Origin of the sequence: Streptomyces chlorus (assembly GCF_042655885.1) — a bacterium.
In the GTDB taxonomy this organism is placed as follows: domain Bacteria; phylum Actinomycetota; class Actinomycetes; order Streptomycetales; family Streptomycetaceae; genus Streptomyces; species Streptomyces chlorus.
The window spans coordinates 51,925-66,482 of record NZ_JBHSOA010000051.1; the positions used below are offsets into that span (position 1 = coordinate 51,925).

At 67.6% G+C, this 14,558-nt stretch carries 11 protein-coding genes; 2 read left to right on the forward strand and 9 right to left on the reverse strand.

Going from position 1 to position 14,558, the window contains the following annotated elements; all coding sequences use genetic code 11:
- The first annotated feature begins 248 nt into the window (after positions 1-248).
- The gene (locus ACFPZI_RS22855; protein WP_381365974.1) at positions 249-866 is read left to right on the forward strand and encodes a GNAT family N-acetyltransferase; all 618 of its coding nucleotides are present in this window, start codon (positions 249-251) and stop codon (positions 864-866) included.
- 160 nt (positions 867-1,026) lie between these two features.
- Here ACFPZI_RS22855 and trxA read toward each other — a convergent pair whose 3' ends face one another.
- The 7 genes from trxA to ACFPZI_RS22890 form a co-directional block, all read right to left on the reverse strand.
- Positions 1,027-1,359: a thioredoxin gene (gene trxA, locus ACFPZI_RS22860; RefSeq protein WP_381365977.1), complete on the reverse strand. Its 333-nt coding sequence runs from the start codon at positions 1,357-1,359 to the stop codon at positions 1,027-1,029.
- 41 nt (positions 1,360-1,400) lie between these two features.
- A complete protein-coding gene (gene trxB / locus ACFPZI_RS22865) occupies positions 1,401-2,369 on the reverse strand; it encodes a thioredoxin-disulfide reductase (RefSeq protein WP_381365980.1) in 969 nt (322 codons plus the stop codon).
- A gap of 193 nt (positions 2,370-2,562) precedes the next feature.
- Positions 2,563-3,507, reverse strand: coding sequence for an anti-sigma factor family protein (locus ACFPZI_RS22870; RefSeq protein WP_381365983.1), 945 nt, complete (start codon positions 3,505-3,507; stop codon positions 2,563-2,565).
- Complete coding sequence (gene sigM, locus ACFPZI_RS22875; RefSeq protein WP_381365985.1) at positions 3,504-4,229, reverse strand: RNA polymerase sigma factor SigM; 726 nt, start codon at positions 4,227-4,229, stop codon at positions 3,504-3,506. Before sigM ends, ACFPZI_RS22870 begins: the two co-directional genes overlap by 4 nt.
- A 29-nt stretch (positions 4,230-4,258) precedes the next feature.
- Positions 4,259-5,986 (reverse strand): serine/threonine protein kinase, encoded by a 1,728-nt coding sequence (locus ACFPZI_RS22880; RefSeq protein ID WP_381365988.1) that lies wholly within the window; start codon positions 5,984-5,986, stop codon positions 4,259-4,261.
- A 141-nt stretch (positions 5,987-6,127) separates the two neighbouring features.
- Positions 6,128-8,374 carry a murein biosynthesis integral membrane protein MurJ gene (gene murJ, locus ACFPZI_RS22885; protein ID WP_381365991.1) on the reverse strand — a complete coding sequence of 749 codons (2,247 nt, stop codon included), beginning with the start codon at positions 8,372-8,374 and terminating at the stop codon, positions 6,128-6,130.
- Positions 8,375-8,418: 44 nt separating this feature from the next.
- Positions 8,419-10,833 (reverse strand): DUF6049 family protein, encoded by a 2,415-nt coding sequence (locus ACFPZI_RS22890; protein WP_381365994.1) that lies wholly within the window; start codon positions 10,831-10,833, stop codon positions 8,419-8,421.
- A gap of 249 nt (positions 10,834-11,082) precedes the next feature.
- Here ACFPZI_RS22890 and ACFPZI_RS22895 point away from each other — a divergent pair, with 249 nt between their 5' ends.
- Positions 11,083-12,549, forward strand: coding sequence for a CCA tRNA nucleotidyltransferase (locus ACFPZI_RS22895; protein ID WP_381366376.1), 1,467 nt, complete (start codon positions 11,083-11,085; stop codon positions 12,547-12,549).
- Between the two features lie 101 nt (positions 12,550-12,650).
- On the opposite strand, the gene ACFPZI_RS22900 is transcribed toward ACFPZI_RS22895, so the two are convergent.
- Both ACFPZI_RS22900 and ACFPZI_RS22905 read right to left on the reverse strand, forming a co-directional pair.
- Positions 12,651-13,154, reverse strand: a complete 504-nt coding sequence (locus tag ACFPZI_RS22900; protein WP_381365997.1) for an LppU/SCO3897 family protein — start codon at positions 13,152-13,154, stop codon at positions 12,651-12,653.
- A 123-nt stretch (positions 13,155-13,277) separates the two neighbouring features.
- The gene (locus ACFPZI_RS22905) at positions 13,278-14,540 is read right to left on the reverse strand and encodes an MFS transporter (protein ID WP_381365999.1); all 1,263 of its coding nucleotides are present in this window, start codon (positions 14,538-14,540) and stop codon (positions 13,278-13,280) included.
- Positions 14,541-14,558 lie beyond the last annotated feature (18 nt).

The window sequence follows — 14,558 nt, forward strand, 5'->3', positions numbered from 1 at the left end:
TTTTATCGGTATCGACGGAATCGCTTCGTGGATACGATGCATTGGAATACAAGGTGTATCCACCGGCAGTACCTATGATTCTCTGAGCGCAAGGCAGGGGCCATGCGAATGATGAGCCGCACCGGACTGGTGAGAACAGGGCTGGCGATTGCTGTCTTCGGTGGGTTCATCGGCAGCCTCCTCAAGGAGCGACACACTCTGAAAGCCGTCCGCGAGGCAGCAGGCGAAGGAAGCGAGGCACAGGCTTCATGGGGCGTCGGCTCGTACCACTCACGCTGGACAACCTTCAGGACCTTCCCCAGAACTGTCGCTCGTGTGTCTTCTGGGAGCTTGATCCCGTCAGTGGTGAGGCAGCGGTAAAGGCGGGTACGTCAGCGGTCGAGAAGGAGTCGTGGATCTCCGCTGTACTCCTGGACTGGGGGTCGTGCGGAAGAGTCGTCTATGTGGATGACGTCCCCGTGGGTTTCGTTCTCTATGCTCCGCCCGCCTACGTGCCACGTGCCACTGCCTTTCCCACGAGCCCTGTGTCGCCCGATGCGGTGCAGTTGATGACCGCGTTCATCGTGCCGGGCTACCAGAGTCAAGGACTGGGGAGGGTGATGGTGCAGACGGTGGCGAAGGACCTGCTGCGTCGCGGGTTCAAAGCGATCGAAGCCTTCGGCGACACGCGCTGGAAGGCGCCGGCCTGCGTGCTGCCTGCTGATCATCTACTGGCAGTGGGATTCAAGACGGTCCGTCAGCACCCCGCGCATCCTCGGCTCAGGCTGGAACTGCGGACGACGCTGTCGTGGAAGGATGATGTCGAGATGGCGTTGGACCGCCTGCTCGGCGCCGTTCAGAAGGAACCGGCGTTGCGCCCTCTCTGAACCAGGTGATGCTGATCAACTTGGAGTTGATGCCCTGAGTCCAGGCCGACGATGTCGGCACCTGCGAGGCCGGGGCACCTCATGCGAATGGGCCGACCCATGGGAGTCGGCCCATTCGTGTTTCACGTGAAACATGCGCCGCCCGTGAAGCGGTCGGCGATCATTCGGCGATGAAGTCCTCAAGGTCGCGGACGATCGCGGACTTCGGCTTGGCACCGACGATGGTCTTGGCGACCTCGCCACCCTGGTAGACGTTCAGGGTCGGGATGGACATGACGCCGTACTTGGCGGCCGTACCCGGGTTCTCGTCGATGTTCAGCTTGACGACCTCGATCTTGTCGCCGTACTCCGCGGCGATCGCCTCGAGGGAAGGCGCGATCTGGCGGCACGGACCGCACCAGGCGGCCCAGAAGTCCACCAGGACAGGCTTGTCGCTCTTGAGGACGTCCTCGTCGAAGGAATCGTCCGTCACGTTCTTCAGGGTGCCGGCCACGGCGGGCTCCTTAACTGGTCGATGCGTGGGGCGGGTGGGGGTCAGACGGTGGTCTTCTCGGGCTCGGCCTTCTTCTCGTCGGCGAGAGTGGCAAGGAACCTCTCGGCGTCGAGGGCGGCGGCGCAACCCGTACCGGCCGCGGTGATCGCCTGGCGGTAGGTGTGGTCGACCACGTCACCGGCACCGAACACACCAATGATGTTCGTACGCGTCGACGGCGCCTCGACCTTCAGGTAGCCCTCGTCGTCCAGCTCCAGCTGGCTCTTGAAGAGCTCTGTACGAGGGTCGTGCCCGATCGCGATGAACAGACCGGTCACCGCCAGGTCCGAAAGTTCGCCGGTCTTGACGTTCCGCAGCTTCAGACCCGAGAGCTTCTGGTCACCCTGAACCTCGGCGACCTCGCTGTCCCAGACGAACGAGATCTTTGGGTCGGCGATGGCGCGTTCCTGCATCGCCTTCGAGGCCCGCAGGGTGTCGCGGCGGTGGACGATCGTGACGGACTTGGCGAACCGCGAGAGGAAGGTGGCCTCCTCCATCGCGGTGTCACCGCCGCCGATCACGGCGATGTCCTGGTTCTTGAAGAAGAAGCCGTCACACGTGGCACACCAGGAGACACCGCGGCCGGAGAGGGCGTCCTCGTTCGGCAGACCGAGCTTGCGGTGCTGCGAGCCGGTGGTGACGATGACGGCCTTCGTCTTGTGGACCGTGCCCGCTGTGTCCGTGACGGTCTTGATCTCGCCGGTCAGGTCAACGGAGACCACGTCGTCCGGAATGAGTTCGGCACCAAAACGCTCCGCCTGGGCGCGCATGTTGTCCATGAGTTCGGGGCCCATGATGCCGTCCTGGAAGCCCGGGAAGTTTTCGACATCGGTCGTGTTCATCAGCGCGCCACCGGCGGTGACGGCGCCCTCGAACACCAGAGGCTTCAGCGACGCACGGGCGGTGTAGAGCGCTGCGGTGTAGCCGGCAGGCCCCGAACCGATGATAATCACGTTACGGACGTCGCTCACAGCTTGATTCCTCGTCTCTGGTCTGTGTCATCCGACCGGTGGGAGCTTCTGTCGGAACTCTCACCCCACCCAACGGATCCTAAGGGGCGCGCATTCCCGCTGTGCCCGAGCACACGGACGTGGTCCTCGGACAGGTGCGGGGAGATGCACACCGTACGAGATACCACACAGGACGCGGGCGAAGCGTCGACCCTCAGCCGCGTGTGTAGGCATGCTCCAGCAGAACCTTCGCCTTGGAGGCGGAGGGGGGATCGGCAACACAGGCGGCATCGACGATGTAGGCGGTCACTCGGGTGTCGTCGGAGGCGTCGGGAAGTACCACCAGCAGAGCTTCTCGCCCCTCGTAGGTGCCCTCCTCCGTGGCGAGGGCGGCGTCGTCGCGGCCGATCCCGTCGCGGATGCACGCCGGGACCGTGGACTTGAGCACCCTGGGGCTGGTGGAGGTACCGGGTGCCGACTCAAGCCCGAAGGTCTGCGGGTTGTGCGAGGAGGCGGTCTTCATCTGGCTCTGTGCGAGGAGATCGGAGACCTGCTTCTCCAGTTTTCCCTCGGAGAAGGTATCCGTGGTGGCCGTCTGATGACCGTCCCCCGTGCCCTCGTTCTGGGACGACAGGAATACGGTGCCGAGCCCCAGAGCCGCGACGGTGAACACCGTCCCCAGCACTGCGGCCCTGTGGCGTCCACGCTGCATGCGGCCCTTGCGGCCCGGACCGGTCGTGGAGGGCCGAGGGCGCCCAGCGGGGCGGTCCGCCGACGCTGGCGCTTCACGCGATACCGGTGTTTCACGTGAAACATGCGCGCGATCGCCATCGGGCAGGACATGGGAAGTGCCGACCGGTTCTGTGTCGACCGATTCTGCGATGCCCTTGGGCTCCGGCGCTGTGGCAGGGAGCAGAGATTCTGCGGCGAGTGCGGCGTCGATACGGCTCGCCACCTCGACCGGCATGCGTGGTGGACCCGGCATCGTGCCGAGCAGCCCCCGGATCTCCTCCAGCGAAGCGCGGACGTCCGCGCAGAGCTCGCACTCGTCCAGGTGCCGGCGCACAGCAGTGTCCCGGGCGGGCGGCAGAAGTCCCTCGGTGAGGTCGGAGATCTCCTCGACGCCCGGGTGCTCCGTCATGTCTGTCGTCGAGGTCACGCTCGCCCACCTCCGCCCTTTACTGCCGCTGGGTCACTCGGTCCTGTATCCGGTGGATCCGCTCGACGCGGTCCCGCTGCAGGTGGGACGGATGCCCCCCGCGTCCGGTTCCGTTCCGCGCCCCGTTTCCTGCAGTCACCGCTGCCGTCCGGTCGTAGATGATGCAGAAGAGGCAGGAGTCTGGCTCTGCCCCGGGCACAGCGGCTCTTCACCGTGCCGGTGGGCACGCCGAGGATGCGGGCGGCCTCGGCCACCGGATAGCCCTGCATGTCCACGAGAACGAGCGCCGCCCGCTGATCGGGCGGTAACGTCCCCAGCGCTTCGATGAGCTGGCGATGCAGGTCGTTCCGTTCCGCAGGAGCCGAAGCGGACTCGTGGGGCTCCAGCAGTTGCTCCAGGCGCTCCGTGTCATCGACAGGAGAGGTCTTCCGGGATGCGGCCTTGCGCGCACGGTCCAGACAGGCGTTCACCGTGATCCGGTGCAGCCATGTCGTGACAGCCGACTGGCCTCGGAAGGTGTGAGCGGCCCGGTAGGCGGAGACAAGAGCGTCCTGGACCGCGTCAGCGGCCTCCTCGCGGTCCCCCAGTGTCCGCAGGGCGACCGCCCACAACCGGTCCCGGTGCCGTCGCACCAGTTCGCCGAAGGCTTCGGGATCGCCCTCCACATGACGGGTGAGGAGGTCCTGATCGCTTGCGTCGCGGTGTGTGGTGCCATCCGGCATCGGACCCCCTCCCCTCGCTCGGCGTGGCGTCAGCCGGTGAATTTCAGGTCGGTGATGGCCTGCTTGTAGCCGGGGGCACTGTACGAATCTCCGGGTGCCATGGGCATAGCGGTGAGCCAGACGAGCACGTACCGGGTCTTCACCGGCTTACCGACCTTCACAGCGGCCTTGTTACCGGTCGTCGTCACGGTCCCGAGCTTCTCCATGGAGCTGATCGGGGTCGACGAGCCGGCCGAGTCCGTCGCATACAGAGTGATCGTGGTGTGGTCGCCCGTGTACCGCAGATCTATCGACGACGACTCGACTGTCTGCTCGGTCCCGAGGTCGTAGACGATGCCCACCCCGGGTTTGTAGGCCGGGTTCATCTCCGGCCCGTCCAGGAAGCTCTTGGTTCGCCAGTAGGTCGAGCTGTCACCGTCGTAGGTGTTGGCCACGTTCTCCGGAGACTGCGCCCCACCCTTCGCGACATACTCCTGGGCGCCTTGGACTGTGAGCGGCTCGGCAGGCTTGGGCTTGTTGCCGCTCTTGTCGCCCTCGTCCGTTGTCTGCGTCTTGTCGGTGTCGTCCGCGTTGCTGCCCTGGCCGATGAGGGCGTCGGCGAGCTGCCAACTACCCAGACCGAGCGCGGCGATCAGCAGTGCCGACACGGCCCATTTCAGGGCCTTGCCCGTACGGCTCTGCAGCGGAGGCGGTGGGACAGGAACCGGCTGTGTGACGCGTACGCCCGGCCGGGGTGCCGGACGCCCGTAGGAGCCCTGCTGGTAGGTCGTGCGCTGGTAGTCCGGTGGGGTGGTGAACGCGGGCTCCGGCGGGCGGATGCGGGGCATCTCGCCGATCGCCTTCACCAGTTCCTCCGGTGTGGTGCAGGGGGACTCGTGGCGGGACGCGGTGGCCCCGTCGTTGGCCAGGGCGCGCATGGCGAGCTCGGACAGGCCGCGGTGGACGCCGGCCCGCACCTGGTCGGGCGGGATCAGACCGATGTCCTTCGGTAGCCCGGACAGACCGTAGGCGTCACTCTCGTACGGCCAGCGCTGAGTGAGTGCCGCGTACAGCAGGGCACCGATGGACTCGGTGTCGGCGCGCTGCGGGGTGTCGGAGTCGATACCACGCAGCGCCGCGTTCACCGCAAGGCCCCGGATGCGCCATTGGCCGGTCGAGGTGCGCAGTACCGCGTTGGGGTTCAGACGCAGATGGGCGAGTCCCCCGCGGTGGGCCGCGGCCATGGCGGAGGAAATCTGACTGGCCATCTGGTAGGCGTCGTACACCTCCAGCGGGCCGGCCGCCAGGAGGGCGGTCAACTCGGTCGCGTCGGGGAGCCATTCGTGGACGACGTAGACGATGTCGTCCTCCTCGACGGCGTCCAGGACCTGAACGAAGCGCGGGTCGCCCAGCAGGGCGGAGGAACGGGCCGCGGCCAGGACGGAGCGGGCACGCGAGTGATCCGCGGGCAGGATGTGCACGCCGACGGCGCGACGGAGCATCTCGTCCACCGCACGCCAACTGCTGAATCCGTCCAGACGGGTGACGCACTCTTCGAGGCGGTAACGTCTGGCGAGCTTGTGACCGCTGTGCAGTTCGAGCGGCGACGTCTTCTCGGAACCGTTGGTCCCTGTGTTCTCCTGTGCTGCGTCGCTGTCCGTGTCCTGCTCCCGGTTCTTGGCCACCCCGTCGGCCGTGGACTGGTCCGCCTGCGCGGTCAGCGACTGTTCGCCGCTGTTGTCTGCCACGTCGACGGCAGCTGTGCTCCGTTCTGCCACCGTCGTTCCCTGCCTCCCCATCCATGTACGCGTCGGGCGACGGCCCGTGCGTGCCGTCCGACGCCGAAACCAATTGTGCCCACAGTCTGCCGCTATGCACGACACGCAAGGGCTGACGATGGTTGTGCGCCTACCCCCGCCTCAGCGTCCCAGGCGCCCGCGGACCATACCGACCAGCGAGTTGACCTCCACAATGCGCATCCGGCGTGCGGCGACGAAGAAGACGCCGAGCAGCACGGCTCCTCCGACCAGCAGCGCGGCGAAGGAACCGCCGACGCCCTGACCGAGGGTGTGCCCGATCCCGTAGCAGACCGCACCGGCGAGGAGCGCGGCCGGAACCGAGGCGATGCACAGCCGGGCGTACGTCCGCAGGACTCGGGCGCCGTCCAGGTCTCCGCCCAGTTTCGTGCGCAGCCGCCGCCAGGCGATACCGACGCCGGCCGCGTAGGCCACACCGTACGAGGCGGCCATGCCGACCACGGCCCAGCGGGCCGGGAGGACGAAGTAGCAGACCGCCGAGGCGACCGCGTTGACCGCGGCCACGATGACCGTGTTGTAGAAGGGAGTACGGGTGTCCTCGTAGGCGTAGAAGGCACGCAGGACGACGTACTGCACGGAGTAGGGAATCAGGCCGAGGCCGAAGGCCATCAGCATGTAGCCCATGTTGGTTGCTTCGCTGGTGCCCGAGGAGCCGAAGATCAGGGTGCACATCGGGATGCCGAGCGCGATGAAGCCGAAGGCGATCGGCACGATCGCGACGGCCGTGGTGCGCAGGCCCTGGGAGATGTCGTCCCGGACGGCGCCGCCGTCGTCCTCTGCCGCCGAGCGGGAGATACGGGGCAGCAGGGCGGCCATCAGAGAGACGGTGATGATGGCCTGGGGCAGGCCCCAGATCAGCTGGGCGTTGGCGTAGGCGGCGAAGCCGGTGCCCTGGACGTCGGAGTCCAGGCCGGCAGCGGTGGAGAGCTGGGTCACGACCAGCGCGCCCGCCTGGTTGGCGAGTACGAACAGGATGGTCCACTTGGCGAGCATCGCCGCCTTGCCCAGCCCGTGGCCCTTCCAGTCGAAGCGCAGACGGATACGGAATCCCGTCTCGCGCAGGTACGGGATCATGGCCAGGGCCTGGACGATGAGGCCGAGCAGGACACCGATGCCGAGGAGACGCTGGCCCTCCGGCGGGATGCTCGTGACGGTCATCTGCGAGTTGGCGGCGGTGCCGTAGACATAGATGAACGTACCGAGCGTCACGATGATGACGATGTTGTTGAGGACCGGAGTCCACATCATCGCGCCGAACCGTCCGCGTGCGTTGAGGATCTGTCCCATCACCACGTGCACGCCCATGAAGAAGATCGAGGGCAGGAAGTAGCGGGTGAAGGTGACGGCGACCTCGTTGGCCGCGGGGTTGGAGGCGACCGGGTTCGACAGCGCACGCACGAGAAGCGGCGCGGCGAGCCACGCGACGGCGGTGAGCGCGGCCAGGGCCGCCATCACGAGGGTCAGCAGCCGGTTGGCGTACGCGATGCCGCCGTCGGCGTCGTCTTTCATGGCACGGACGAGCTGCGGCACGAAGACGGAGTTGAGGCCGCCGCCGACGGTGAGGATGTAGATCATGGTCGGCAACTGGTACGCGACCTGGAACGAGTCGCCGAGGAGGCCCAGACCGAGCGCTGAGACGATCAGCGCGGACCGGATGAAGCCCGTGAGGCGGGACACCATCGTGCCCGCCGCCATCACGGCGCTGGACTTCAGCAGTCCCCCGGCCCGGCCACCCTTCTTCGCGGGCGCCGCGGGAGCCGGTTCCGGCACTGGGGCCTCGGCGACCGGAGGCGGCGTGGCGCCCGCGTAGTGGCCAGGGGCCGCGGAGGCCGGGCCGGGCACGGAATCGTAGGGCTGACCGGGGTGCCCCCCGCCCTGCTGCTGGTCGCGGAAGAGATGGGCAAAGGCGCCGGGCTCATGACGTGGCTCCCCGACCTGGCCGACCAAGTCGTCCACGCCCACGAACTGCGTCGTGCGGGGGTCGTCCCCGTACGGGAGGTGCTGGGACGGACCGTCCGGCTCCGGCGCGGGGGCCTGGGCCCACACCCGGGGGTCGGGCGCGTACGGCGACCGGGGCGGCTGCCCGTACAGCGGCTGCTGAGGGGGGTATGTGCCCGGTGGGGGCGGGGGATGTGCCGCGCGGTCGTACAGGGCCTCGGCGACCGGGTCCTGGGCGGCGATGTCCTGCGCCCGGTAGGGGTCCTGGTCGTAGGTGTCCTGGAGGTACATATCGGCGGGCGGCTGCGGCGCCTGGTCGTGACCGGGCGGCGGGCCCCCCTGGGGGTCCGACTCGGGATGGCCCGAGTTGACCGCGGCATGGCCGCGGTCACCGTCGTACGGCGCGTTCATGGTTACCCCACCTCATCGTCCCGGGCCCACCGGCCACGACAACCTCAACGGTCCACTCTCTCACCCGTGCCGGACGGGCCTGCGTTTTCCGGTGCGGTGTCCGATACCGGGTCACTCGGCTGCTCCGGGTCGTCCGTCTCGGAGCCGGCTTCCGGTTGCTTCGTCTCAGGGCCGTTCTCCGGCTTCTTGGTAGGACGCTCCGCGGGGGCGTTCGGGTTCTGCGGGCCGTCGGGGCCCTCGCCCTCCACGCGGTTCTGCTCCTGGGCCTCGCGGGCTGCGGCACGCTTACGTTGCGTGTACATCCGGAAGCCGGCGAGGACGAGCAGCAGCACGCCGCCGCCGATGACCAGCATCACCGTGGCGGTGATCTCGGTGACCTTGACGTCGAAGGTGACGGGCTCGCCATACTTCTGGCCGTCCTGCGTGTACAGCTGGGCGATCACCGTGGCCCGGCCGTTGGCGTTGGCGGACGTGGTGAACTTCACCGACTGGCTGTGCCCGCCGGAGACGGTGACCGGCTGTTCCTCGTAGGCGTCGCCGCCGATCTCGAGGCGGGTCGGGTTGGTCGAGGTGAGCCGCAGCGTCAGGTTCTCGACGCCCTGCACCAGGTTGTTCTGGACGGTTACGGGGATGGTGGCGCTGCGGCCGGAGAGCTTCGTCTCCGACTTGTCGATCAGTTTCACCTGGTCGAGGAGTCCGTCGAGGTACGCCTCGACACCGCTGCGGTAGGTGGCAGCCTCGGCGATCCGGCCGCGCCAGGAGACGGACATCCCGCGGTTCAGGGCCCGGCCGAACGGGGTCACGACCCGGGACGGGTCCGAGAGGATCACCTTGAACGTGTCGAGCTTGTCCTGAGTCCTCGCGATCTGCTCGAACGCGGACCGTGGCAGCTCCTGCTTGCGCAGCGAGGAGGGGTACGAGGAGGCCGCGGGGACCTCGGTGGTGGCGGCAGGGTCCGGTTCGGCCTTCGCGGCAGCGGTGAGGTCCTCGGACTTTGACCAGTTCCCTTCCTGGACCGCCTTCAGCGCCTCGGCCATCGTCTGGGCCTGGCTGGCGGTGGGGGTGCGCTGCGGGGCGACGACGACGCTGCGCTGCCGGCCGGTCTGGAGGCCCAGCGCCAGGCTCTGGGCCAGGAACCGCTGCACGGCGAGTGTGGACGTTGAAGCCTTGGTCATGTCGCCCTGGAACACGGTGGACAGCTGGGCGTCCGCGACGACCGCCGTGGTGCCGCCGCCGATGGGGCGGGCGGCCGAGGGCGTGTACGCCAGATCGCCGGTCTCCCGGAAGTTGTCGCTGCGGGCGATCACCTTGTCGGCTCCTGCGGAGGTGGCGACCTTGAGGATGGAGGGGTCCACCGCCCCGTTGACGGGCCAGGCGAAGTCCGTGGTCGGTTTCACGTGGAGGATCGGCTCCACCGTGTTGACGATGACGTCTGTGGCTTCTTTGAGACGGCTCAGGGAGCCGGTGACCGAGGTGCCGTTGTGGGCGAGGGAGGCCAGATCCGGATCGCCGAAGGGCAGCGCGACGACCTCCTTGTCCTTCACCGCGCTCTGCACGTTGGCGAGCCACCGCTTGGCGGCGGCCTGATGGCCGCCGGCCGTGGTGGTGTCACCCGAGCCCTGGACTTCGTAGCTCTCGGTCATCGCGTCGACGGATGCCAGCAGATCCGGATCGATCACCCAGGTGATGTCGAGGTTCTTGCCCAGCGCCACCATCTGGTCCAGGCGGCCGCCAGGGGCGATCTCCTTGGCCAGATCGTCGTCACGGAGGACCGGAGTTTGTTGCTCGTTGGAGTCCGTCTCCGCCGTGGTGTGGACCGTGGAGATCAGCGGCCACAGAAATGTCGTGCTCGTCTTCGTGTCGACTTCATCGGGCTGCCACGGCAGGAGCGTCCGCCGGACACCGAGGGTCTGTTCCCAGGGCTGCGCGGCGGTCTGCCCGGAGAGGGCCACGGCCACTTGGTAGACGCCGTTCTCCCTCAGGTTCAGCTCGTCCACCGGTACGGAGATGCTGAAGCGCTGCGAGACGCCAGGCGTGAGTTCGGCGTACTCCTGGGCGTACTTGTCATCGACCTCCGGGCCGATGACGCTCTGGACGTCGTCGCTGTCCCGGGCGACGCTGTCGATCCCGGAGCGGGTGTTCAGCAGGGGACCCACACGCAGACCGACATGGGCGTCGGTGACCGCTTGCTTGCCCTTGTTGGTCACCGTGCCGGAGACCGTGACGGTGTCGTCCTCGCCGGGGACGCTGGGCGTGAGCGAGTTCACGGAGACGGAGACCGAGCCCGCGCCGGAGGCGGCCTGCACGGAGCTCTCTGCGGTGGCGGCCGCCGGGGGCGCGGTGGGCCACTGGAGCAGCCCCGTCAGCAGGGGGACTCCGGCGAACAGGGTGCCGGTGCGCCGCAGCCAGCAGCGGGCAGGTGAGGGACGCATCCCCTGGAAGTCTGCCGCCTCGGCCACGTGCTCGCCCGTCCCTCGTCGTCAGTGGTCGTCGTATGTGCGTCCACGCATGGTAACGATGCCCGGTGAGGCTGAGTGCCGCGGACCGGTCCGCAAGATCGGGTCAGCCGCCGTACTGTCCTGTATGTAGCTATATGGGAGAGTGCTTTCCGTATCCCGGGCACCGGTCCTGTGCGGGGACTGTGGGAGGTGACCGGGCAGATCAATGGAGGAGCTTCCGGCCGCCAGAGCCACGTACCCTTTTCTGTTGTGCCGAACGCCAACGAACAAACCAGTGCCCTGAGCCAGGTGCAGGACCGAGCGGTGAATGAACTGCTGCGAGTCGCCCCGGTCGCCGACGACCTTGCCCGCCGCTTCCAGGAGGCCGGGTTCTCACTTGCTCTGGTCGGTGGCTCGGTCCGGGACGCGCTGCTCGGCCGGCTCGGCAACGACCTGGACTTCACCACCGACGCCCGCCCGCAGGACGTTCTGAAGATCGTCCGTCCGTGGGCGGACGCCGTTTGGGAAGTGGGTATCGCCTTCGGCACGGTCGGGGCCCAGAAGGAGGCCCGCGTCGGAGACGTTGATCGAAGCTTTCAGATCGAGGTGACGACCTACCGCTCGGAGGCGTACGACCGCACGTCGCGCAAGCCTGAGGTGGCGTACGGCGACTCCATCGAGGAGGACCTCGTCCGTCGTGACTTCACCGTGAACGCTATGGCCGTCGCGCTGCCCGAGAAGGAGTTCATCGATCCGCACGGTGGTCTGGACGATCTCACGGCAGGTGTGTTGCGTACGCCGGGCACCCCCGAGGCATCCTTCTCGGACGACCCATTGCGGATGATGCGGGCCGCGCGCTTCGCCGCTCAGCTCGATTTCGAGGTGGCTCCTGAGGTGGTCGCAGCCTTGCGGGAGATGGCTGGACGCATCGAGATCGTCTCCGCCGAACGAGTACGGGACGAGCTGAACAAACTGGTTCTGTCCGCTTACCCCCGCAAGGGACTGGCCCTGCTCGTCGACACCGGGCTTGCCGACTATGTGCTGCCCGAACTGCCGGCCCTGCGTCTGGAGAGTGATGAACACCACCGGCACAAGGACGTCTACGAGCACACGCTGATCGTCCTGGAGCAGGCGATGGCCCTGGAGGACGACGGCCCCGACCTGACCCTCCGCCTGGCGGCCCTGCTGCACGACATCGGCAAGCCGCGCACGCGCCGCTTCGAGAATGACGGCCGGGTCTCGTTCCACCACCATGAGGTGGTGGGGGCGAAGATGACGAAGAAGCGCCTGACGGCCCTCAAGTACTCCAACGAGTTGGTGAAGGACATCTCGCGCCTGGTCGAGCTTCACCTGCGGTTCCACGGCTACGGCACGGGAGAATGGACGGACTCCGCCGTCCGCCGTTACGTTCGCGACGCGGGGCCGCTCCTGAGTCGACTCCACAAGCTGACTCGCTCGGACTGCACGACACGCAACCGTCGCAGGGCGGCCGCCCTCTCGCGTGCGTACGACGGCCTGGAGGAGCGGATTGCGAAGCTTCAGGAACAGGAGGAGCTGGACGCCATCCGTCCGGACCTCGACGGAAACCAGATCATGGAGGCCCTCGGCGTCAGCCCCGGGCCGGCCGTCGGTCAGGCGTACAAGCACATGCTGGAACTGCGACTGGAGAACGGTCCGATGGAATACGACGCGGCGGTGGCGGCCCTCAAGGAGTGGTGGGCCGGGCAGCAGGACTGAGAGCGTGGAACCGGCTCATGTTTCACGTGAAACATGAGCCGGTTCAGGATGCACGGAGGGGCGGTGTTTCACGTGAAACACCGCCCCTCCGTGTGCCTGCCTTACTTCTTGTAGTCCTTCAGGCAGAGCAGGAAGTCCTTGCCGTCGCCACTCTGGGTGTACACGTACTGGAAGTCCTTGGCCTCGACCTCGCACTTGCTGGAAGCCAGAGTGTCGGAGAGGAACGAACCGTCGATCTTGGCCAGCACCTCGTACTGAGCGTTCGAGGAGTTGCAGTCGACGACCTCGAGGTCGGGATTGTCGTCACTGGTGCTGCCACGGTGCATGCAGTCGCCGACCGCCGCGGTGTTGGCGTCGTCCCGGCTGGAGATGAAAGCGCCGATGGCCGCACCGACGAGCACCACGATGATGACGATGTTCTTGATCGTCTTGAAGCCGATCTTGCGGCGCGGCTGCTCCGGGGGGACGGGGGCGCCCTGCGGGGGGAATCCAGGCTGACCGGCCTGCTGGGGAAAGCCCGGCTGGCCCTGGGCGAAGGGGTTCTGGCCCTGGGGCTGCTGCTGGCCCTGAGCGAACGGGTTGCCCTGAGGCGGCGGAGTGGTCACTTGGAGGTCCCCCTGGAACACGAGTGCGTGGCGTGAATTACGTGTTGATCAGACGCACGTAAGTTACCGGGCGCCACTGACAACGCCCTTCCGTGCGGGAGTTCTGTGGCGTTGATGTGACACTTACTGCCGTTCAAAACGGCTGATAGCTATAGCTACTGCCCCGTAGATAACGGCGATTGTTACCACCAGAGGGGCCGATCGGCCGTCCGGCGGCAGCATCAGGGCGGCCGTTGCGGCGGCCCCGACGAAGGCCACGTTGAACAGGACGTCGTAGAGGGAGAAGATCCGGCCACGGAAGGCGTCGTCGACGGAGGACTGGACGATGGTGTCCGTGGCGATCTTCGCGCCTTGGGTGGTCAGGCCCAGGACGAATGCCCCGATCAGCAGGGGGACGCTGGCGAAGGGCAGGCCGAACGCGGGCTCCAGGACCGCGGCGGCCGCCGCACACAGCATGATCCAACGGCCGGGCCCGAACCGCCCCGCGGCCCAGGGGGTCACGACGGCAGCGACGAAGAAACCGGCGCCGGACACACCCAACGCCAGGCCCAGGAGGGCGAGTCCCTCCTCCGTCGTGTCGGTCAGGGCGTACCGGCACAGCATCAGCAGCATGACGAGCATGGCGCCGTAGCAGAACCTCATCAGGGACATCGCGGTGAGCGCCCAGGTGGCTTCCCTGCGCGAGGGCGCTGCCAGGTGGCGCAGACCTGCCAGCAGATCGTGAGCGGTGCCGGTGAGCGCCGTGGCCAGCCCCGGCTGCACCAGTACCCGGTCGGGGCCCAGCAGTTCCTTCGCGATACGCAGCGATGCCAGAGCCGCGCACAGGTACAGCGCCGCGCCCACGAGCACCACGGCCGCATCGGAGTCGGAGACGACCAGACGTACGAGGAAGGCGAGTCCACCGCCCGCGGTCGCGGCGAGCGTTCCGGCGGTCGGGGAGAGGGAATTGGCGACCATCAGCCGCTCGGAGTCCACCACGCGCGGCAGTGCGGCGGAGAGGCCGGCGAGGACGAAGCGGTTGACGGCGGTCACGCACAAGGCGGAGGCGAAGAGCAGCCAGTCCGGGACCTGGCCGAGGATCAGGACGGCGGTCACCGAGGCCATCAGCGCGCGCAGCAGGTTGCCGTACAAGAAGACCTGGCGGCGGCGCCAGCGGTCGAGCAGGGCCCCGGCGAAGGGGCCGACCAGGGAGTAGGGGAGCAGCAGGACCGCCATCGCGGAGGCGATCGCCACGGCCGACGTCTGCTTCTCCGGTGAGAAGACCACGTAGGAGGCGAGTGCGATCTGGAAGGCGCCGTCGGCGCCCTGGGAGAGCAGCCGGATGGCGAGCAGGCGTCTGAAGCCCTGAAAACGCAGCAGGATGCGTAGGTCACGGACGACGGCCATGGGGCACAGCCTCACATA